Origin of the sequence: Massilia oculi (assembly GCF_017582745.1) — a bacterium.
Taxonomy (GTDB): Bacteria; Pseudomonadota; Gammaproteobacteria; order Burkholderiales; family Burkholderiaceae_D; genus Telluria; species Telluria oculi_A.
The window spans coordinates 155,412-176,360 of the sequence record NZ_JAFVIM010000009.1; the positions used below are offsets into that span (position 1 = coordinate 155,412).

Consider the following 20,949-nt stretch of genomic DNA (forward strand, 5'->3'; position numbering starts at 1 on the left):
GCGTGGGCGGCTTTGCCGCCCACGCGTCCAACGAACTAAAAACAGCAGGAGAAGCACCAGCAAGAACAACCCACAACAGGAGACAACCATGCTTGTAGGCGTTCCAAAGGAAATCAAGAACCACGAATACCGCGTCGGCCTCACGCCGGCGTCCGTACACGAACTGATATCGCGCGGCCACCAGGTGATCGTCCAGCAAGGCGCTGGCAGCGAGATCGGCCTGAGCGACGACCACTACACCGCTGCAGGCGCCACCATCGCCGACAGCGCCCACGAAGTCTTCGCGCGCGCCGACATGATCGTCAAGGTCAAGGAGCCGCAACCGGCTGAATGCGCGATGCTGCGCGAAGGCCAGATTCTCTACACCTACCTCCACCTGGCTCCCGATCCGGAGCAAACCGCAGCCCTCGTCAAATCGGGCGCCGTCTGCATTGCCTACGAAACGATCACCGGCCCGGGCGGCGGCTTGCCCCTGCTTGCGCCGATGAGCGAAGTCGCGGGCCGCATGTCCATCCAGGCCGGGGCCGCCCACCTCGAAAAATCCCGGGGCGGCATGGGCCTGCTGCTGGGCGGCGTGCCTGGCGTGGCGGCCGGCCACGTCGTCGTCATCGGCGCCGGCGTCGTGGGTACCAATGCACTGCAGATGGCGGTCGGCACGGGCGCCCGCGTCACGGCGCTCGACAAGAACGTCGACCGCCTACGCCAGCTCGACCTGGTGTTCGGCAACCGCATCTCGACCCTGTATTCCAATGCCCATGCGCTCGAGGAAGCGGTCCTGGACGCCGACCTGGTGATCGGCGGCGTGCTGGTACCCGGGGCTGCGGCGCCGAAACTGGTCACGCGCGACATGGTCTCGCGCATGAAGAAGGGTGCGGTCGTCGTCGACGTGGCGATCGACCAGGGTGGCTGTTTCGAGACTTCGCATCCGACGACGCACGCCGATCCGACCTTCCTGGTCGATGGCGTGGTCCACTACTGCGTTGCGAACATGCCGGGCGCCGTGGCGCGCACCTCGACATTCGCCCTGAACAACGCCACCATCGGCCATGCCCTGGCGCTGGCGAACAAGGGCTGGCGGCGCGCACTGGCGGACGACGTCCACCTGCGCCATGGCCTCAACGTCTGCCAGGGCAAGGTTACCTTCGAGGCCGTCGCCCAGGCCCTGGGCTACGACTACATCCCGCCCGACTCGCTCCTGGGCTGAAGCGGCGCTTCCACCAGGTGCCGGCACAGGCGCCGGGTGATGTGGAAAGCGTATTGCGCGGCCACCGACTTCACGAAGCGCATGAAGTCGTGGGCCGCGTTTTCATTGGCATTGTCCGACACCGCGCGGATGACGGCGAACGGCACGTCCAGTTCGTGACACACCTGCGCCACCGCTGCGCCTTCCATCTCCACCGCCACCAGCCCGGGCAGGGCGCCGTTGAGCGCATCGATGCGCAAGCGATCGTTGACGAACTGGTCGCCGCTGGCGATCAGGCCGCGATGCACGCGCGGCTGTTCCAGGCCAAAAGCCTGTCTCTCGGTCTCGGAGATCGTCTGCAGGAAGTCGCATTCCAGGAAGGCGTGGGCGGCGCTGGACAAGCGTAGCGACAGTTGCTGGTCTGGCTGGAAATGCGTCTGGCCCGTGAGCGGCACTTCGAAACGGGGGAACAGCGGACTGGCATCCATATCGTGCTGGACCAGCGACTCGGCCACCACGATGTCGCCCACACGGATCGTCTTATCCCCCGCGCCGGCAACGCCGGTGAAGAGGATGTGCGTAACTCCGAACTTTTCCACAAGCGTTGTCGCCGTCATGGCAGCGGCAACCTTGCCAATACGCGATAAAACGCACACAGCGTCGATTTCCCACAGTCGTCCGACCCAGAACTCGCGTTTGCCGTAGATGAGCTTGGCGGGCCCTCCCATGGCTTCCACGAGCCCTGCCTGTTCTTCGAGCAAGGCGCTGATGATCCCTAGACGCATGTTTTCCTGATGAGTAGGTGTGTAGAGAGGTTTTGAAGCCTTCAAAGCCGTTCAGACAGGCAACTGTGCATAAGGGACGGATTGTACACAGCTTCGATCGCATTCAGTTCTCGAATTGCAACGATCTTGGTTCTTGTTGGAAGTGGTGAGCGACCTGTTCTGGAAGACGCTTTTTTTGCCTGCGTTGTGTTTGCTTATTTAATTAAGAGATATGTATACAAGGTTGATAGTAGTAGGTAAACGCGACGTTATCTGTGGATAAGATGAGTTTACTCCACAGTATCAATGATTTACGACGTCGTTTACGCGCTGGAAAAAGCTTGCGTCCAACTTGCACGGTTCTTGGACAACAAATCGGCGCTCGAAAAAATGGCCTGTTTTGCACATCTGATGCTGTGGATATGCAGCGGCTTTTCCACAGCTGGTTCCTTATCGCTACCGTTCAGCAAGCGATGTTCGTTCGCTGTGACCTGGTGTGTGTGAATTCCAGGGAGGTTTTTTGGACGACTTTGCGTCGTCTGCAGTCTTCAAGGGTGACCCAGAGTCGGCGGCAGTGCCGTTTTCTCATATTGTTGTAGCTAAAAGCTTGTATACAAAATGATAGTAGTAGTAAACGCCTGCCGCTTTGTGGATAAAACCGATTTTTTCCACAACATCAGTGGTTTACGGTCGCGTTAACCCGCTGGAAAACGCTTGTGTCGGCGCTGTAGGAAAGTTGGATAGAAATTGCGCAGCTGGACAAGATAGGGGTTTCTGCACATTCCATCCTGTGGATATTCATTCGGTTTTCCACAGAGGCCAGCTTTGTTTGCCTGCCTCGAGGGCCTGGCAAGTAAATGCGAGAGCAAGCAGTCGAGATAGCTGGCAGCGTCGGCCTGCGTGATATCGCTTCCCGGATTTGCCACACTCTGCCAAAATTTTTTTTTTTCGCGGGCTCGTCAGGTTTACAACCAAGATCTGTATACAACGCTAATAGTAGTGGTTAACGGTCGCAGTTTTCTGTGGACAACCCTATTAAAGATCGAGAAATCAGGGATTTATGTCGCGGATAAGTCCGTGCACTGCTGAGCAAACTGCTTGGTGGCAAATCTGGACAAGATTTTTGCCTGTGCAAAAAAGCTGAGTTTTGCACAATCGATACCTGTGGATATCAAGTCGCTTATCCACAGAAGGGGTCTGGACAGGCGTTTACGTTCTGGTAAGCTGTTTCCCATCGAACTGAGGTACAGGGAAACGCATGGATGTCGTGTCGCAGTACGCCAGGGTCAACGGTTTGAACATGCACTACGTGACTGCCGGCGAGGGCCCGCCAGTCCTGCTCCTGCATGGCTTTCCTGATACCCACGCGGTCTGGCGGCGACAGATCCCGGCCCTGGCCGCGGCTGGTTTCAAGGTCATCGCTCCCGATCTGCGCGGCTACGGCAAGACCGATATGCCGCTTGACGTCAGCGCCTACGCAGTCGACTTCGTGGCCGATGACGTGCTGCAGCTCATGGATGCGCTGGGTATCGACCTGGCGACCGTGGTCGGCCACGATTGGGGCGCGCAAGTCGGCTGGCATCTGGCCATGCATGCGCCGCAGCGCGTCAGCCGTTATGCGGCGCTGTCGGTCGGTCATCCGAAGGCGCTTGCCAAGTCGGGTTTCACGCAAAAACTGCGCTTCTGGTACATGGCTGTGTTCATGACGCCGGTCCTGGCCGAGACGCTGTTGAGGGCAGGGAATTGGGCCGCGCTGCGCGCGATGAACCGTAGCCGTGAACAGCAGCAACTCTGGATCGATGCACTGGCGCCGCAGGGCCGGCTGACCGCGGCCCTCAACTATTATCGCGCCAATCTGAAGGCTTCCGGCGGCAAGCGATGGAAGCCGGTCGATGTGCCGGTGCTGGGTGTCTGGAGCGAGCACGATCCCGCGCTGCGCGAACAGCAGATGCTGGACACGCGCGAACAATGCCGCGCCGGTTTCGAATATGCCCGCATCGACGGCGTGGGCCATTGGCTGCAACTGTCGGGCGCCGACCGGCTCAATGGCTTGCTCATCGATTTCGCAAGATCCCCGGCGGCAGTCGCGCCGGCATAAGTACCACGGGGAAGGGCTGGGGCCGTGTCAGTACGGCTTGCTTGCCGTAAAATATCTGCTCTGCACCTCCTCTGAAAGTCTCCCATGATCGATGTAGTTTGGCTCGGCGGCGCCGCCTTCGCTGCCGGCCTGGTCGACGCCGTTGTCGGCGGCGGCGGCCTGATCCAGCTCCCCGCCATGTTCTCCCTGTTGCCGAAAGAAGCCCCGGCAACCATCCTCGGCACCAATAAACTCGCGGCGATCTTCGGGACCGGCTCGGCCGCCGCCAGTTACGCGCGCCGGGTGCGGGTCGCGTGGAGCACCGCGGCGCCGGCCGCCATCGCCGCCTTTGCCCTGTCCTTCGTTGGCGCCTGGACCGTGACGCGGGTGCCGGCCGACTTCGTGCGTGCGCTGCTGCCGTTCGTGCTGGTCGCGGTCGCTGTCTACACTTTCATGAAGAAGGATCTCGGCGCGGTGCACGCCCCGCTGCACAGCGGGATGGCCGAGCGTTACTGGGCAATCGGCATCGGCGCCGCCATCGGTTTTTATGATGGTTTCTTTGGTCCGGGCACCGGCAGCTTCCTGCTATTCCTGTTCGTGCGCTTCTTCGGCTTCGACTTCCTCAGCGCCTCGGCTGCGGCCAAGGTGGTCAATGTCGCCTGCAATCTGTCGGCGCTGATGTGGTTCGGTTACAGCGGTCATTTGCTGTGGCAGCTGGGTTTGCTGATGGCGGGATGCCAGATCGTCGGTTCCGTGATTGGCACCAGGCTGGCGTTGAAGCATGGCAGTGGTTTCGTACGCAAGCTGTTCCTGTTCGTGGTCTCGGCACTGATTGTAAAGACAGCCTACGACTCGTTCACAAAACTAAGTTGGTAAGCCTGTTTCACGTGAAACATCGAAGCCGGGTTCTTGCCCGGTTTTTTTTCGTCCACTGTTCCACGTGAAACATGCTAGTAAGAACAGAAGAGTAAGGTTTCACGTGAAACAAAATCTGTCGTTTTCAGACCCATGGAGAGTCCAGCAGGAAAAAAGAATCTATAATCGCGCATTAGTCTCCTCGCTCCACACCCCATCATGCTATTTCCTACTGAATTCGACGTCATCGTCGTCGGCGGCGGCCATGCCGGAACCGAGGCCGCACTCGCTTCCGCACGCACCGGTCAAAAGACCCTGCTGCTGACCCACAATATCGAAACCCTCGGCGCCATGTCCTGCAATCCGTCGATCGGCGGCATCGGCAAGGGTCACCTGGTCAAGGAAGTCGATGCCCTCGGCGGCGCCATGGCGATCGCGACCGACGAGGCGGGCATCCAGTTCCGCATCCTGAATTCGTCCAAGGGCCCGGCCGTGCGCGCCACCCGCGCCCAGGCCGACCGCGTCCTGTACAAGGCGGCGATCCGCGCGCGCCTGGAAAACCAGCCGAACCTGTGGCTGTTCCAGCAAGCGGTCGACGACCTGATGGTGGAGGGCGACCGCGTGGTCGGCGCCGTCACCCAGGTGGGCCTGAAGTTCCGCGCCCGCGCCGTGGTGCTCACCGCCGGTACTTTCCTGGACGGGAAGATCCACGTCGGCCTGCAGAACTACTCGGGCGGCCGCGCGGGCGACCCGCCGGCGACCTCGTTGTCGTCGCGCCTGAAGGAACTCAAGCTGCCGCAGGGCCGCCTCAAGACGGGCACGCCGCCGCGCATCGATGGCCGCAGCATCGACTTCTCGGTGCTGGCCGAACAGCCGGGCGACCTCGATCCGGTGCCGGTGTTCTCGTACATGGGCAATGTAGCGATGCATCCGCGCCAGGTGCCATGCTGGGTGACGCATACCAATGAGCGCACCCACGACATCATCCGCGCCGGCCTGGACCGCAGCCCAATGTACACTGGCGTGATCGAGGGCGTCGGCCCGCGCTACTGCCCATCGATCGAGGACAAGATCCACCGCTTCGCCTCGAAGGAGTCGCACCAGATCTTCCTCGAGCCGGAAGGCTTGACCACCAACGAGTTCTACCCCAACGGGATCTCGACCAGCCTGCCGTTCGACGTCCAGCTGGAGCTGGTGCGCTCGATGCGCGGCATGGAAAACGCCTTCATCCTGCGTCCGGGCTATGCGATCGAATACGATTACTTCGACCCGCGCGGGCTGAAGGCGTCGTTAGAGACGAAGGCGATCAAGGGCCTGTTCTTCGCCGGCCAGATCAACGGCACCACCGGCTACGAAGAAGCCGCGGCCCAGGGACTGCTGGCCGGCGTGAACGCCGCGCTTCAAACCCAGGGCAAGGATGCCTGGACGCCGGGCCGTTCCGAAGCCTACCTCGGCGTGCTGGTCGACGACCTCACCACGCAAGGCGTGGCCGAACCGTACCGCATGTTCACCAGCCGCGCCGAATACCGTCTGTCGCTGCGCGAAGACAACGCCGACATGCGCCTGACCGAGATCGGACGCCAGCTGGGCATCGTCGACGACGCGCGCTGGCAAGCCTTCGAGACCAAGCGCGAATCCGTCGTCCGCGAACTGGAACGACTGAAATCGACCTGGGTCAACCCACGCATCCTGGCAGCCGCCGAATCGGAACGCGTGGTGGGGCAGGCGCTCGAGCGCGAGTACAACCTGGCCGACCTGTTGAGAAGACCGGGCGTCGAGTACGACACCCTGATGACGATGCAGGGCAATGAGGGCCAGCCGCTGGCCGGCCCCGGCGTCGAAGACCCGGCGGTAAAAGAGCAGGTGGAAATCCAGCTCAAGTATTCCGGCTATATCGATCGCCAGGCGCGCGAAGTCGAGCGTCATGATCACTACGAAAACCTGAAGCTGCCCGAGAACCTGAACTACCTCGAAATCGTGGCGCTGTCGTTCGAGGTCCGCCAGAAGCTGGACAAGCAGCGTCCCGAAACCCTGGGCCAGGCTTCGCGCATCTCCGGCGTGACCCCGGCGGCGATCTCGCTGCTGCTGGTGCACCTGAAGAAACGTGGCATCCCGGGCTTCGCCCCCACCACTTCGGAGGTGGCGCAATGAAATATGCGTTCGACCGCGATGCGCTGGCCAGGGTGCTGGCCGACGGCATCGCCGAGATGGGCCTGGAGGTGAGCGCGGAACAGCTGGGCAAGCTGATGGCCTACCTGCAGCTGATGCACAAGTGGAATGCGGTATACAACCTGACTTCGCTGCGCGACCCGATGCAGATGGTGACCCACCACCTGCTCGACTCGCTGGCCGCGGTGCCGGCGTTCCTCGGTGCGCGCAATGTGCTGGACGTGGGAGCGGGGGGCGGATTGCCGGGCATCGTGCTGGCCATCACCCGGCCCGACATGAAAGTGGCGATGATCGACACCGTGCACAAGAAAACCGCCTTCCTTACGCAAGTGAAGGCGGAACTGGGCCTGGCCAACGTGACCGTGCACACGATGAAGGTGCAGGACCTGGCCGTGAGCGACAAATTCGACGTCATCACTTCGCGCGCTTTCGCGGACCTGTCCGATTTCGTCAACTGGTCGGGACACCTGCTGCAGGAGGGCGGCAAATTCATCGCCCTGAAAGGGGTGGCGCCAAGCGAGGAGCGCGAACGGCTACCGCAAGACTGGAAAGTGAGCGATTTGCAGCCGTTACAGGTGCCGAGACTGGGCGCCGAGCGTCATCTGGTTTTCATCGAGCGAACCCAGTAAACAATATTAATAGTAAAAACCGTATAAACCGTTTATATCGTTTATACAGTATGAATCATTAAAATGATTTGTACGGTATGAACGGTATGGCGTCTTGTAGCCGCTTTCAGGAAAGAGAATAGATGGCGAAGATTTTTTGCGTTGCGAACCAGAAGGGTGGGGTAGGCAAGACCACCACCACCGTCAACCTGTCGGCGGGCCTGGCAAAACTGGACCAGCGCGTGCTGCTGGTCGACCTCGACCCGCAGGGCAATGCGACCATGGGCGCGGGCATCAACAAGGCCGCGCTCGAGTCGTCGATCTACCAGGTGCTGCTGGGCGAGTCGGACGTGGCTGGCGCGCGCGTGCGCTCCGAGGCGGGGCGCTTCGACGTGCTGCCCGCCAACCGCGAGCTGGCCGGCGCCGAAGTCGAGATGGTGTCGCTCGAGAACCGCGAGCGCCGCCTGAAGGATGCGCTGGCCGCGGTCGACGCCGACTACGATTTCATCCTGGTCGACTGCCCGCCCGCGCTGTCGCTGCTCACCCTCAACGGCCTGTGCGCCGCGCATGGCGTGATCATCCCGATGCAGTGCGAGTACTACGCGCTCGAGGGCTTGTCCGACCTGGTCAACACGATCAAGAAGGTGCACGCCAACCTGAACACCGACCTCAAGATCATCGGCCTGCTGCGGGTGATGTTCGACCCGCGCATGACGCTGTCGCAGCAGGTCTCGAACCAGCTCGAGCAGCACTTTGGCGACAAGGTGTTCAAGACCATCATCCCGCGCAACGTCCGCCTGGCCGAAGCGCCGTCCTACGGCATCCCGGGCGTGACCTTCGACCCATCGTCGAAAGGCGCGCAGGCGTATATCGCCTTTGGCGCGGAAATGGTCCAGCGCATCAAGACCATGTAATCACCACGAGAGCTGACACGACAATGGCAACCAAAAAACTCAAGGGACTGGGCCGCGGGCTCGACGCCCTGCTCGGCGGCGACATGGACGCCGCGCCGACCGCAAGCAACCTGCCCTCGGTCCTGGCGGTCACCCAGATCCAGGCCGGCAAGTATCAACCGCGTACCCGCATGGATGAAGTGAGCCTGTCCGAGCTGGCCGCGTCCATTAAAACCCAGGGCATCATGCAGCCGGTGCTGGTGCGTCCGCTGCCGGCGGGTTCCAGCACGCCGTACGAGATCATCGCCGGCGAACGGCGCTTCCGCGCGGCGCAGATGGCGGGCCTGGAAGAGATCCCGGTGCTGGTGCGCGACGTCGACGACCAGGCCGCGGCCGCCATGGCCCTGATCGAGAACATGCAGCGCGAAGACCTGAATCCGCTGGAAGAAGCGCAGGGCATCCAGCGCCTGATCTCGGATTTCAATTTCACGCACGAGCAGGCGGCCGGCGCGGTCGGCCGCTCGCGCAGCGCGGTGTCGAACCTGCTGCGCCTGATCAACCTGGCGCAGCCGGTGCAGACCATGCTGATGGCAGGGGATATCGACATGGGCCATGCTAGAGCCTTGCTGGCGGTCGACAGCGCGAACCAGATCGCGCTGGCCAATCATGTGATCGCCAAGCGCCTGTCGGTGCGCGAGACCGAGAAGCTGGTCGCGCGCGCGCTCGAAGAACAAAGCGCCCCGGCCCAGCCGGCGCGCGCCAAGGACAAGCCGGGCGACATCGTGCGCCTCGAAGAAGAATTGTCCGACAAGCTGGCGACGCCGGTGCTGTTCAAGATGGGCGCGAAGGGCAGGGGGCAGATGATCATCGACTTCGCCGACCTGGATATCCTCGAGGGTGTGCTCGCGCGTCTGCGCGCGTGAAAAACAGGGACGCTACCCGGTCGCACGGGTGGCGTTGCAGGGGCCGGCGACCTCGCCGGCCGCCGCCTCGTCGGCCATCTCCACGCGTTAGCGCTACCAACTTTCTTGCCGTCCGCCGCGGTCAAAGCGCTACGTAGATCAGCGCAATTGTCACATTCCGCCCTATACACGATCTGAGCGTAAGTAGCTGAAAATATTGCGCTATCCGTCGGCATCGTGTCACATTTTCGCCATATATTCGGCCCAGTTATAAGTGTGGAATCGTTTGACTCACGTCCGTATAACCACTTATAATTCCGGCGATTCTTGTAATTATCACCTCGTAGTACGTCCAAAATGCGTCAGCGCAAGAGCTAAAAGAATATGCTACGCATCGTTTCCCTGCAGTTGATAGCAACGGTAGTCGTCGGCCTGATCGCCGCACTACTGGGGGGACGGGCTGCGATGTTTTCGGCTGTACTGGGCGGTTTGTGTTGTGTCGTGCCCAACGGGATCATGGCAGTGCGCTTGTTCGCCGCGTCTGCATCTGGAACGGCTACTCCCGCGACATTTTTCATCTGGGAATTTGTAAAGATTGCATTAACGCTGGCGCTTTTAGGCGCAACTGCGTGGCTGTATCACGATCTAAACTGGCTGGCACTGGTCGCTGGAATCGTCGTGGCACTGAAAAGTTACATCATCTTATTATTTAGGCAATGACAACATGGCGACTCCAGTAGACGGCGCAGCGCACGCGCCCACCGCTTCAGAATACATCGTTCACCACCTGGGCCACCTGAAGAATCAGTATCAGGTCGGGCCGGTCGACTTTTCGGTCGTCCACTTCGACACCTTGTTCTGGTCGATCGCCATGGGCCTGACCGCCTGCCTGCTGATGTGGGCCGCCGCCCGCAAGGCGACTTCGGGCGTTCCTGGCCGTTTCCAGGCATTCGTCGAAATGATGTTCGAAATGGTCGACGACCAGGCCAAGACCATCGTGCACGGCGACCGCAGCTTCATCGCTCCGCTGGCGCTGACCGTGTTCGTCTGGATCGTCCTGATGAACGCGCTGGACTTGCTGCCGGTCGACATGTGGTCGTGGCTGTTCGCCGCCTTCGGCGTCGAGCACATCTTCCCGTATCACCGCGTGGTCCCGACCGCCGACCTGAACGCGCCAATCGGCATGTCGCTGGGCGTGCTGCTCCTGATGATCTACTACGGCATCAAGATCAAGGGCTTCGGCGGCTGGCTCCACGAACTGTTCGCAGCACCGTTCGGCATCTGGATGGCGCCGTTCAACCTGCTCCTGAACCTCATCGAATATGCAGCAAAAATGGTGTCGCTCGGTATGCGACTGTTCGGCAACATGTTTGCCGGCGAACTGCTGTTCCTCTTGATCGCACTGCTGGGCGGTACCGCAACGATGTTCGGTTTCGTCGGTCACGTGATTGCCGGTTCCATCTGGGCGATCTTCCACATCCTGATCGTGATCCTGCAGGCATTCATCTTCATGATGCTGACGCTGGTTTACCTCGGTCAGGCTCACGAAGGCCACTGATCGAAGCCGCAAGCATCGAGTGAATGTGGTTGTAAAGAAGTTGTAGTTTTTAATTTAGTTTTTAATTTAACTTTTGGAGTTTTTCATGACTGACCTTTCTTTTGTTGCACTGGCTTGCGGTTTGATCATCGGTCTGGGCGCAATCGGCGCTTGTATCGGTATCGCTCTGATGGGCGGTAAATACCTGGAAGCTTCTGCACGTCAGCCAGAACTGATGAACACCCTGCAGACCAAGATGTTCCTGCTGGCTGGTCTGATCGACGCGGCATTCCTGATCGGCGTTGGTATCGCCATGCTGTTCGCGTTCGCTAACCCGTTCGTTCCAGTCTAAGACTCGCGTCTCGAGGTCTTGAAGGGCCGAACCAGTTTCTGGTTCGGCATCCGTGTTTCTGTAAGAAGGATAAAACCGTGAACCTTAATGCAACCCTGCTTGCACAGCTCGTGGTCTTCTTCATCCTGGCGCTGTTCACGATGAAATTCGTGTGGCCGCCGCTGATGAAAGCGCTCGACGAGCGCGCCGCGAAGATCGCGAGTGGCCTGGCCGCTGCCGATCGCGGCAAGGCCGACCTGGCTGCCGCCGAAAAGCGCGTCCAGACCGAACTGGCCGGCGCCCGTGACGAAGTGCAGAAGCGCATCGCCGACGCCGAGAAGCGCGCCGCCGCGATCATCGAAGAAGCGAAGAAAACCGCCGCCGAAGAAGGCGCACGCATCGTCGCCGCCGCCAAGGCAGACGCCGAGCAGCAAGTGACGCGCGCGCGCGAAGAACTGCGTGGCCAGGTTGCAACCCTCGCGGTTGCCGGCGCCGAGCAGATCCTGAAGCGCGAAGTGAACGCAGCGGCCCACGCCGACCTGCTGTCGAAACTGTCGACCGAGCTCTGATCATGGCTGAACTCGCAACCGTCGCCCGCCCTTACGCCGAAGCGCTGTTCCGTGTCGCCCAAACCGGCGACATGAATGCGTACTCGGCCATCGCGTCGGAACTGGGCCAGATCGGCGCCATTCCCGATGTGCAGGCCTTCGCCAGCAACCCGAACGTCACGCAGGCACAACTGGCGGACACGATTGCGTCGCTGGTCAAGGCTCCGCTGAATGCTGAAGCGAAGAACTTTATCGCGATGCTGGCCGAAAACGGCCGCATCAACCTGCTGCCCGAGATCAGCACCCAGTTCGCGATCCTGAAGAACGCGAACGAAGGCGCAGCCGACGCGACGATTTTCAGCGCGTTCGAGATTTCGGCCGACCAGCTGAACCAGCTGGTCGCCACGCTGGAAAAGAAATTTGGCCGCAAGCTGAACCCAACGGTGACAGTGGATCCCTCGCTGATCGGTGGTGTGCGCGTGGTCGTCGGCGACGAAGTGCTCGATACCTCGGTTCGCGCCAAGCTGCAACGGATGCACGTTGCACTGGCGTCGTAATCGATAGTGTGCACTCGCATAGGCCGGCGTCCCGCCCTTGCCCTACGCATCAAGAAACTATAATTGGAGTTAGCTAGCATGCAACTTAACCCATCTGAAATCAGCGAGCTGATCAAGAGCCGGATCCAGGGCCTGGAAGGCTCTGCAGACGTCCGCAACCAAGGCACCGTGATCTCGGTCGCCGACGGTATCTGCCGCATCCACGGTCTGTCGGACGTGATGCAGGGCGAGATGCTGGAATTCCCAGGCAACACCTTCGGCCTGGCAATGAACCTCGAGCGCGACTCGGTCGGCGCCGTCATCCTGGGTGCTTACGAGCACATCTCGGAAGGCGACACCGTCAAGACCACCGGCCGCATCCTGGAAGTGCCGATCGGTCCTGAGCTGCGTGGCCGCGTGGTCAACGCACTGGGCCAGCCGATCGACGGCAAGGGTCCGATCGCCACCACCCTGACCGCCCCGATCGAAAAGATCGCGCCAGGCGTCATCGCGCGTGAATCGGTGTCGCAGCCTATGCAGACCGGCATCAAGTCGATCGACGCGATGGTGCCGATCGGCCGTGGCCAGCGTGAGCTGATCATTGGCGACCGTCAGACCGGTAAATCGGCTGTGGCAGTCGATGCGATCATCAACCAGAAAGGTCAAGGCGTCACCTGCGTGTACGTCGCGATCGGCCAGAAGGCATCGACCATCAAGAACATCGTGCGTTCGCTGGAACAGCACGGCGCGATGGAATACACCATTGTTGTCGCAGCATCGGCGTCGGAATCGGCCGCCATGCAGTACATCTCGGCCTACTCGGGCTGCGCAATGGGCGAATACTTCCGCGACCGCGGCGAAGACGCGCTGATCGTGTACGACGACCTGTCGAAACAAGCTGTCGCTTATCGCCAAATTTCGCTGCTGCTGCGCCGCCCACCAGGCCGCGAAGCTTACCCAGGCGACGTGTTCTACCTGCACAGCCGTCTGCTCGAGCGCGCAGCCCGCGTGAACGCCGACTACGTCGAGAAGTTCACCAACGGCGCCGTCACCGGCAAGACCGGTTCGCTGACCGCACTGCCGATCATCGAAACCCAGGCTGGCGACGTCTCGGCCTTCGTGCCGACCAACGTGATTTCGATTACCGACGGCCAGATCTTCCTGGAGACCTCGCTGTTCAACGCCGGTATCCGTCCTGCGATCAACGCCGGTATCTCGGTGTCGCGCGTCGGTGGCGCCGCCCAGACCAAGGTCATCAAGGGCCTGTCGGGCGGTATCCGTACCGACCTGGCGCAGTACCGTGAACTGGCTGCGTTCGCGCAGTTCGCATCGGACCTGGACGAGTCGACCCGCAAGCAGCTGGACCGTGGCGCGCGCGTCACCGAACTGCTGAAGCAGCCGCAGTTCTCGCCGCTGTCGACCTCGCTGATGGCCGCATCGCTGTTCGCCGTCAACAAGGGCTACCTGGACGACATCGAAGTCAAGAAAGTGCTGCCGTTCGAGCAGGGTCTGCACGGCTTCCTGAAGTCGGGCCACGCCGCCCTGCTGTCGAAGATCGACGAAACCAAGCAACTGGACAAGGACGGCGAAGCTGCGCTGGCCGCCGCCATTGCTGATTTCAAGAAATCCGGCGCATATTAATTGATGGACCGGCGCCAACCGAGGTTGGCGCCGGTGCCCGGAAGGAGTAAGGACTCATGGCAGCAGGCAAAGAGATTCGTGGCAAGATCAAGAGCGTAGAGAATACGAAGAAGATCACCAAGGCGATGGAAATGGTCGCCGCATCGAAAATGCGCAAGGCGCAGGATCGCATGCGCGCCGCTCGTCCCTACAGTGACAAGGTTCGTAACATCACCGCCAATCTGGCCAACGCAAACCCGGAGTACACGCACGCATTCATGGCGCAAGCCAAGGGCGTGTCGGCAAAGGCAGTGGGTTTCATCGTCATCACGACCGACAAGGGTCTGTGCGGCGGCATGAACACCAACATCCTGCGCCAGGTAACGCAGAAGGCGCGTGAGCAGGAGCAGCTGGGCAACCGTGTCGAGGCAGTCGCCATCGGCAACAAGGGCCTGGGCTTCCTGAACCGCGTCGGCATGAAACTGGTGTCGCAAGCGACCCAGCTGGGCGATGCACCGCAACTGGACAAGCTGATCGGACCGGTCAAAGTGATGCTGGACGCGTACCAGGAAGGCAAGCTCGATGCCGTCTACCTGTGCTACACCAAGTTCATCAACACGATGAAGCAGGAAACGATGGTCGAGCAACTGCTCCCGCTGCCGGCGAAAGCGCTGGAAGCCGATGCAGGTGCCCACAGCTGGGACTACATCTACGAACCGGAAGCGCAAGTCGTCATCGACGAGCTGCTGGTGCGTTATGTGGAAGCGCTGGTATACCAGGCAGTGGCGGAAAACCTGGCGTCGGAACAATCGGCGCGCATGGTCGCGATGAAGGCCGCGAGCGATAACGCCGGCAGTGTCATCAGCGACCTGAAGCTGGTCTACAACAAGACCCGCCAGGCTGCGATTACCAAAGAACTCTCCGAGATCGTGTCGGGTGCCGCAGCCGTCTAAGGCCGCGCCCAGCGATCAAGTAAAAGAATCTAACTATATATCTGAAGGAACGAACATGGCTGATGGCAAAATCGTTCAGTGTATCGGCGCCGTGGTTGACGTGGAATTCCCACGTAACGCCATGCCGAAAGTGTACGACGCACTGAAAATGGAAGGCTCCGAACTGACCCTGGAAGTCCAGCAACAGCTGGGCGACGGCGTGGTCCGTACCATTGCTCTGGGCAGCTCGGAAGGCCTGCGTCGCGGCATGATGATCCAGAACACCGGCAATCCGATCATGGTTCCAGTCGGCGTGCCGACCCTGGGCCGTATCATGGACGTGCTGGGCAACCCGATCGACGAATGCGGTCCGGTCAGCCATGAGCGCATGGCGTCGATCCACCGCGATGCGCCGGCCTACGACGAGCTGTCGCCGTCGACCGACCTGCTGGAAACCGGCATCAAGGTCATCGACCTGGTCTGCCCGTTCGCCAAAGGCGGTAAAGTCGGCCTGTTCGGCGGCGCCGGCGTCGGCAAGACCGTCAACATGATGGAACTGATCAACAACATCGCCAAGGCACACTCGGGTCTGTCCGTGTTCGCCGGCGTGGGTGAGCGTACCCGTGAAGGTAACGACTTCTACCACGAGATGGCCGATGCAAAAGTCGTCGACCTGGAAAACCCAGCCAACTCGAAAGTGGCGATGGTCTACGGTCAGATGAACGAACCACCAGGCAACCGTCTGCGCGTCGCGCTGACCGGCCTGACCATGGCGGAAGCGTTCCGTGACGAAGGCAAGGACGTCCTGTTCTTCGTCGACAACATCTACCGCTACACCCTGGCCGGTACCGAAGTCTCGGCACTGCTGGGCCGTATGCCATCGGCAGTGGGCTACCAGCCTACCCTGGCCGAAGAGATGGGCCGCCTGCAAGAGCGCATCACCTCGACCAAGACCGGTTCGATCACCTCGATCCAGGCCGTCTACGTCCCTGCGGATGACTTGACCGACCCGTCGCCTGCAACCACCTTCGCTCACCTGGACTCGACCGTCGTTCTGTCGCGTGACATCGCTTCGCTGGGTATCTACCCTGCGGTCGACCCACTCGATTCGACCTCGCGCCAGCTGGACCCGCTGGTCGTCGGCGAAGAGCACTACTTGACCGCGCGCGCCGTGCAGGGCACCCTGCAGCGCTACAAGGAACTGCGTGACATCATCGCGATTCTGGGCATGGACGAACTGGCGCCAGAAGACAAGCTGGTCGTCGCTCGTGCACGTAAGATGCAGCGTTTCCTGTCGCAGCCGTTCCACGTCGCTGAAGTCTTCACCGGCGCCCCAGGCAAGTACGTTTCGCTGAAAGACACGATCAAGGGCTTCAAGATGATCGCATCGGGCGAACTGGATCACCTGCCGGAGCAAGCGTTCTACATGGTCGGCACGATCGAAGAGGCAATCGAGAAAGCCAAGAAACTGGCTGCCTAAGGGGATCTCGAAGAACCGTCGCGAGCGGCCGCAGTTTCGGGCGAGAAGCGCAGCTGTACGTTAGTACAGCGAGCATCGCAGCCTGAAACTGCAACGCGCAGCAGGTTATTCGAGATATCCCGCAGTCGGGTTCTTCGTTCAAACTGAAGGAAACACATGGCAAACACATTTCTCGTTGACGTAGTCTCGGCCGAAGAGCAGATCTTCTCCGGCCAGGCCGAATTCGTCGCGTTGCCGGGTGAAGCGGGTGAGCTGGGTATCTACCCGAAGCACACCCCCTTGATCACGCGCATCCGCCCGGGCGCCGTGCGCATCCAGGTGGCCGGCGGCGGCGAAGAGTTCGTCTTCGTAGCCGGCGGTATCCTCGAAGTGCAGCCGAACGGCGTGACCGTGCTGGCCGACACCGCGATCCGCGGTGGCGACCTGGACGAAGCGAAAGCAAACGCAGCCAAGAAACAGGCTGAAGAGCTGATGCTGAACAAGGATTCGAACATCGACTACGCGAAAGCCCAGGCCGAAATGGCCGCGGCGGTCGCGCAGCTGGCGGCGATCCAGAAGCTGCGGTCGAAAGGCCGTTGAGCTGAACAAGCTCGGCAATCAAAGAGGCAGCCTGCGGGCTGCCTTTTTTTATTGCTGAATGAAAATTAAGCTTGTCTGTTTGGTATATTTACATCCTTTCATTCAGCCGAGCCTTTTCCTATGGCGATCACCTCGCTCACCCATGTCCTGACCGTTCCGCAATACGCCACGCGTCCCTATCTGTCGCCCGATGGCCGTTGGCTAGTGGTCTGGGTCGAGGGCGCCACCGAATTCATCGGCGGCAGCGACTACACCAAGGGCATGGTCGTGCTCGATCTGGCCGATGGCAGCGTGGTGCCGCTGCGCCCACCCGCTGGTGGCGGCAATGAATATCCGCACTTCCTCGGCGCCAATTGGGAGATGGGCCAGGTGTTCTTCGAGGCCAGGGACGAGGCCGCCGTCTATGCTGCATACGCGACGAATCTCGTGACCGGTCAGACCTCGCTCGCGCCACCGCTGGGCACGGGTGCTGCGGGAGACCCGAATCCTTACGCCGGTGCCGTTTCGAACAATGGCCGTTATTCCCTGGCCGACACCGAAGCGCTTCCAGGAGCATATTACGGAACCCTGCAATTGCGCGACCGGTTGACCGGCGAGACGCGCACCGTCGATGCGCTGAACAAGACCCTGAACGAGGGCAAGCCCTATGCCCTGGGCGTGTCGGACGATGGCCGCATGATCATGTTCGAGAGCTATGCGTCGAACGTCATTCCTGGCGATACCAACGAGCGGACCGACCACTTCGTCCACGATATGCTCACTGGCAGGACCGTGGCCGTGCAATCGAACACCGCCGGCGTCATCGGCGATGGCTATATCTTCAGGTCGGCGCTGTCGGCCAACGGCCGCTACGTGACCTTCGAATCGAACGCGACCAACCTGGTGCCCGATGGCGCCAGCACCATCTCCGCCGTCTACGTCAAGGACCTGGTCACCGGCGCGATCGTGCGTGTATCCGAGGATGCCGCCGGCCGGCCGGTCGATCATGCCACGGTGTACAGCATCTCGGCCGATGGCCGCTACGTGACGCTGGAAACCTTCGCCGATATGGGCGTTGACGGTGCCCGGCCTTATCACGCCAACCTTTACGTGAAGGACGTGCATACCGGAGGTATCGGCCTGATCAACCGCGCGCCGGAAGTCGTCCTCGTCGGCTACTCATCGGCCGAAATCTCGGCCGATGGCTCCATGGTTGCCTATATGGGCGCGAAGATGGAAGACCTGCCGACGCTGCACCCCGTATTCCACACCTTCGTGGCGCCGCGTCCCGAGTTCACCACTGTCGCCATCGACGGACGCCATGTCGGCACTACCGGCGCCGACACGCTGGCCGGCGCCCTGGGCAATGACACCTACGAGGTGAATCACCGCGGCGACATCGTCGTCGAATATGCAGGGCAGGGAACCGATACCGTCATTACGTCGCTCGACAACTACACACTGCCCGATAATGTCGAAAACCTCCAGCTGACCGGCGCAGCGCGCAATGCCACCGGCAACGCACTGGATAACCTGATCCGCGGCACGGCGGGGACCAATGTCCTGCGCGGCGGCGACGGCAACGATATCCTCGACGGCGCAGGCGGCGCCGATACGCTGTACGGCGACGCCGGCTTCGACATTGCCCGCTTCGCCGGCTCGGTGAAGGACTACACCCTTAACAAGACCACCTGGCGCCACGAGGTGAAGGCCAAGGACGGAAGCATCAGCTACCTGCACGACATCGAACACCTGCAATTCGCCGATGCCGACGTCACCTTCGACACAGATGGCATCGCGGCCCAGGCCTTCCGCATCTATCAGGCAGCCTTTGACCGCAAGCCCGATCTGGAAGGCCTTGGCTACTGGATCTCCCGCATGTCGGGCGGGATGGCGCTGGACCAGGTGGCGCGGCACTTCGTCGACTCACTGGAATTCAAGGCCGTGTTCGGCGCGAATCCGGACAACGGCCAACTGGTCGACAAGATGTACCAGCACGTGCTGCACCGCGCACCCGATGCCGCGGGGCGCGACTACTGGATCGGGGCGATGGAGCAGGACGGGCTGTCGCGTGCCCAGGTGCTGCAGAGCTTCAGCGAATCTCCGGAAAACCAGGACGCGCTGATCGTCACCATCGGACATGGCATCGCCTATACGCCGTACGTAGGCTGAATTTTGACTGAAGCCGGCCGCAGTCGGTCCAGTAGGGGTACAGTAACAGAATCACAACTCGTCAAGAAGGGTAGCCGTCATGCTGAAACTCTCCGCCGTCGCTGTTGCTGTCATCCTGCTGTCGAATCCCGTGCTCGCGCAAGCGCAGCAGCCGGCCACCAAGGCCTCTGCTGCGCAGCCGCTGGCCGGCAAGCTCGACGCGCTGTTCAAGCCCCAGTACAAGGCGGACGACCCCGGCGCCACGGTGATCGTGGTCAAAAACGGGAAGACGGTGTTCAGGAAGGCCTACGGCGCCGCCGACGTGGCCGCGAAGACGCCGCTGACGCCCGGCACCGTGCTGCGCCTCGGTTCGATCACCAAGCAGTTCACGGCGGTGGCGATCCTGATGCTGGCCGAGGAGGGCAAGCTGGCCCTGAACGATCCGATCACTCGCTTCTTCCCCAACTATCCTACCGGCGGCAAGGTCATCACCGTCGAGCACCTGCTGACCCATACCTCGGGCATCGTCAGCTATACCGGCAAGTCGGGCTATGTGGCGACGATGGGGAAGGACTTCACCGTCGCCCAGATGATCGACGGCTTCAGGAACGATCCGCTCGAGTTCGAACCCGGCACCCAATTCCGCTACAACAATAGCGGCTACTTCCTGCTCGGCGCGATCATCGAGCGGGTGTCGGGCACGAGCTACGCCAGCTTCCTCGAGCAGCGCATCTTTACGCCGCTGGGCATGAAGGACACCGCCTACGAGGGCGTCGAGCGTTCGAGCGCTCCGCGCGCGACCGGCTACAGCGCGCAGGAGAAGGGATTCGCGCCGGCGCAGCCCCTGTCCATGAGCCAGCCGTATGCGGCCGGCGCGCTGGTGTCGACCGTGGACGACCTGGCGAAATGGGATGCCGCCATCGCCTCCGGCAAGCTGCTGAAACCCGCGAGCTGGAAGATGGCCTTCACGCCCTACAAGCTGAACCCGGAGAAGTCGACCGGCTACGGTTACGGCTGGGGCGTGGGCACCCTGCAGGGCGCGCCGGTGGTCGAGCACGGTGGCGGCATCAATGGCTTCCGCACCTATGCGCTGCGTTTGCCGGAGCAGAAGGTGTTCGTGGCGGTGCTGGCCAATGCCGACAGCGGCAATGCCAATCCCGAGGTGCTGGCCAAGAAGGCGGCGGCGCTGGCAATCGGCAAGCCGTTCATGGAGCTGAAGGAATTCAAGCTCGATGCCAAGTCCCTCGATGCATTCACGGGTGTCTACGATATCGACGGCAAGGAAAAGCGCACCTTCACCAGCCGCGACGGCAAGCTCATGATGGCGCGCGGCGACCGCTCGCCGGCCGCCCTGACGCCGTATTCGAAGGATGGCTTCTTCTTCCCAGGGACGCTGGCGCGCTTCGAGTTCGGGCGTGATGCGCAGGGCAAGGTCAGCCACGTCACGGTCGACAACGCAGGCGAGCGGACGCGCAACGAGCGCATTGGCGATGCGCCGGCCGAACGCGAGGCGGTCAAGATCGATAACGCCGGCTTCGACGCGCGCGCCGGCGCCTACCAGCTCGCGCCGCAGTTCACGATCACGGTGAGCCGCGAGGGCGAACGCTATTATGCGCAGGCGACCGGACAGCGGAAGATCGAGATCTTCCCGGCCAGCGAAGACGTGTTCTTCTCGCGCGACGTGAATGCCGAACTCCGGTTCGAGAAGGGCGCCGATGGCGCGCCGGTGGTCGTGTTGCACCAGAACGGCCAGGCTACACCTGGCACGCGCGTGCAGTAAGCGCTAACTGAGAGTGCTAAATGAG

Annotated in this window: 19 protein-coding genes; 18 read left to right on the forward strand and 1 reads right to left on the reverse strand. The window is 61.4% G+C overall.

The features are described from left to right. The first annotated feature begins 88 nt into the window (after window positions 1–88). Window positions 89–1,204: an alanine dehydrogenase gene (ald, locus tag J3U95_RS12860; protein WP_208278981.1), complete on the forward strand. Its 1,116-nt coding sequence runs from the start codon at window positions 89–91 to the stop codon at window positions 1,202–1,204. Here ald and J3U95_RS12865 read toward each other — a convergent pair. After that, complete coding sequence (locus tag J3U95_RS12865; RefSeq protein WP_208278982.1) at window positions 1,174–1,968, reverse strand: 5'-methylthioadenosine/adenosylhomocysteine nucleosidase; 795 nt, start codon at window positions 1,966–1,968, stop codon at window positions 1,174–1,176. The two genes, ald and J3U95_RS12865, sit on opposite strands and share 31 nt — an antisense overlap. 1,237 nt (window positions 1,969–3,205) lie before the next feature. Between J3U95_RS12865 and J3U95_RS12870 the strand changes: the two genes are divergently transcribed. The 17 genes from J3U95_RS12870 to J3U95_RS12950 all read left to right on the forward strand — a co-directional run bounded on the left by J3U95_RS12870 (window position 3,206) and on the right by J3U95_RS12950 (window position 20,924). Next, entirely contained in the window at window positions 3,206–4,045 is an 840-nt protein-coding gene (locus tag J3U95_RS12870) for an alpha/beta fold hydrolase (RefSeq protein WP_208278983.1), read from the forward strand. A gap of 84 nt (window positions 4,046–4,129) precedes the next feature. Continuing rightward, window positions 4,130–4,900: a sulfite exporter TauE/SafE family protein gene (locus J3U95_RS12875; protein ID WP_208278984.1), complete on the forward strand. Its 771-nt coding sequence runs from the start codon at window positions 4,130–4,132 to the stop codon at window positions 4,898–4,900. Window positions 4,901–5,098: 198 nt separating this feature from the next. After that, window positions 5,099–7,030 carry a tRNA uridine-5-carboxymethylaminomethyl(34) synthesis enzyme MnmG gene (gene mnmG / locus J3U95_RS12880; RefSeq protein ID WP_208278985.1) on the forward strand — a complete coding sequence of 644 codons (1,932 nt, stop codon included), beginning with the start codon at window positions 5,099–5,101 and terminating at the stop codon, window positions 7,028–7,030. After that, window positions 7,027–7,677 (forward strand): 16S rRNA (guanine(527)-N(7))-methyltransferase RsmG, encoded by a 651-nt coding sequence (gene rsmG / locus J3U95_RS12885; protein ID WP_208278986.1) that lies wholly within the window; start codon window positions 7,027–7,029, stop codon window positions 7,675–7,677. Before mnmG ends, rsmG begins: the two co-directional genes overlap by 4 nt. A 122-nt stretch (window positions 7,678–7,799) precedes the next feature. Beyond that, on the forward strand, window positions 7,800–8,570 hold the full coding sequence (locus J3U95_RS12890; protein WP_005664046.1) for a ParA family protein: 771 nt from the start codon (window positions 7,800–7,802) through the stop codon (window positions 8,568–8,570). A gap of 23 nt (window positions 8,571–8,593) precedes the next feature. Further along, window positions 8,594–9,472 carry a ParB/RepB/Spo0J family partition protein gene (locus tag J3U95_RS12895; RefSeq protein WP_208278987.1) on the forward strand — a complete coding sequence of 293 codons (879 nt, stop codon included), beginning with the start codon at window positions 8,594–8,596 and terminating at the stop codon, window positions 9,470–9,472. Between the two features lie 363 nt (window positions 9,473–9,835). Further along, on the forward strand, window positions 9,836–10,171 hold the full coding sequence (locus J3U95_RS12900) for an ATP synthase subunit I (protein WP_109345703.1): 336 nt from the start codon (window positions 9,836–9,838) through the stop codon (window positions 10,169–10,171). 4 nt (window positions 10,172–10,175) lie between these two features. After that, window positions 10,176–11,009 (forward strand): F0F1 ATP synthase subunit A, encoded by an 834-nt coding sequence (gene atpB / locus J3U95_RS12905; RefSeq protein ID WP_208278988.1) that lies wholly within the window; start codon window positions 10,176–10,178, stop codon window positions 11,007–11,009. Window positions 11,010–11,094: 85 nt separating this feature from the next. Then, window positions 11,095–11,340 (forward strand): F0F1 ATP synthase subunit C, encoded by a 246-nt coding sequence (gene atpE, locus J3U95_RS12910; RefSeq protein WP_005664041.1) that lies wholly within the window; start codon window positions 11,095–11,097, stop codon window positions 11,338–11,340. Window positions 11,341–11,417: 77 nt separating this feature from the next. Beyond that, on the forward strand, window positions 11,418–11,888 hold the full coding sequence (locus J3U95_RS12915; RefSeq protein WP_109345701.1) for a F0F1 ATP synthase subunit B: 471 nt from the start codon (window positions 11,418–11,420) through the stop codon (window positions 11,886–11,888). Window positions 11,889–11,890: 2 nt separating this feature from the next. Next, window positions 11,891–12,424, forward strand: coding sequence for a F0F1 ATP synthase subunit delta (locus J3U95_RS12920; RefSeq protein WP_208278989.1), 534 nt, complete (start codon window positions 11,891–11,893; stop codon window positions 12,422–12,424). A gap of 78 nt (window positions 12,425–12,502) precedes the next feature. Further along, window positions 12,503–14,044: a F0F1 ATP synthase subunit alpha gene (gene atpA / locus J3U95_RS12925; RefSeq protein WP_005664034.1), complete on the forward strand. Its 1,542-nt coding sequence runs from the start codon at window positions 12,503–12,505 to the stop codon at window positions 14,042–14,044. A gap of 56 nt (window positions 14,045–14,100) precedes the next feature. Continuing rightward, window positions 14,101–14,976: a F0F1 ATP synthase subunit gamma gene (gene atpG, locus J3U95_RS12930; protein WP_005664033.1), complete on the forward strand. Its 876-nt coding sequence runs from the start codon at window positions 14,101–14,103 to the stop codon at window positions 14,974–14,976. A gap of 55 nt (window positions 14,977–15,031) precedes the next feature. Next, window positions 15,032–16,435 carry a F0F1 ATP synthase subunit beta gene (gene atpD, locus J3U95_RS12935; RefSeq protein ID WP_208278990.1) on the forward strand — a complete coding sequence of 468 codons (1,404 nt, stop codon included), beginning with the start codon at window positions 15,032–15,034 and terminating at the stop codon, window positions 16,433–16,435. A 156-nt stretch (window positions 16,436–16,591) separates the two neighbouring features. Beyond that, window positions 16,592–17,014 (forward strand): F0F1 ATP synthase subunit epsilon, encoded by a 423-nt coding sequence (locus J3U95_RS12940; protein WP_208278991.1) that lies wholly within the window; start codon window positions 16,592–16,594, stop codon window positions 17,012–17,014. A gap of 120 nt (window positions 17,015–17,134) precedes the next feature. Continuing rightward, window positions 17,135–19,165, forward strand: coding sequence for a DUF4214 domain-containing protein (locus J3U95_RS12945; RefSeq protein ID WP_208278992.1), 2,031 nt, complete (start codon window positions 17,135–17,137; stop codon window positions 19,163–19,165). Between the two features lie 79 nt (window positions 19,166–19,244). After that, a complete protein-coding gene (locus tag J3U95_RS12950; RefSeq protein WP_208278993.1) occupies window positions 19,245–20,924 on the forward strand; it encodes a serine hydrolase in 1,680 nt (559 codons plus the stop codon). Window positions 20,925–20,949 lie beyond the last annotated feature (25 nt).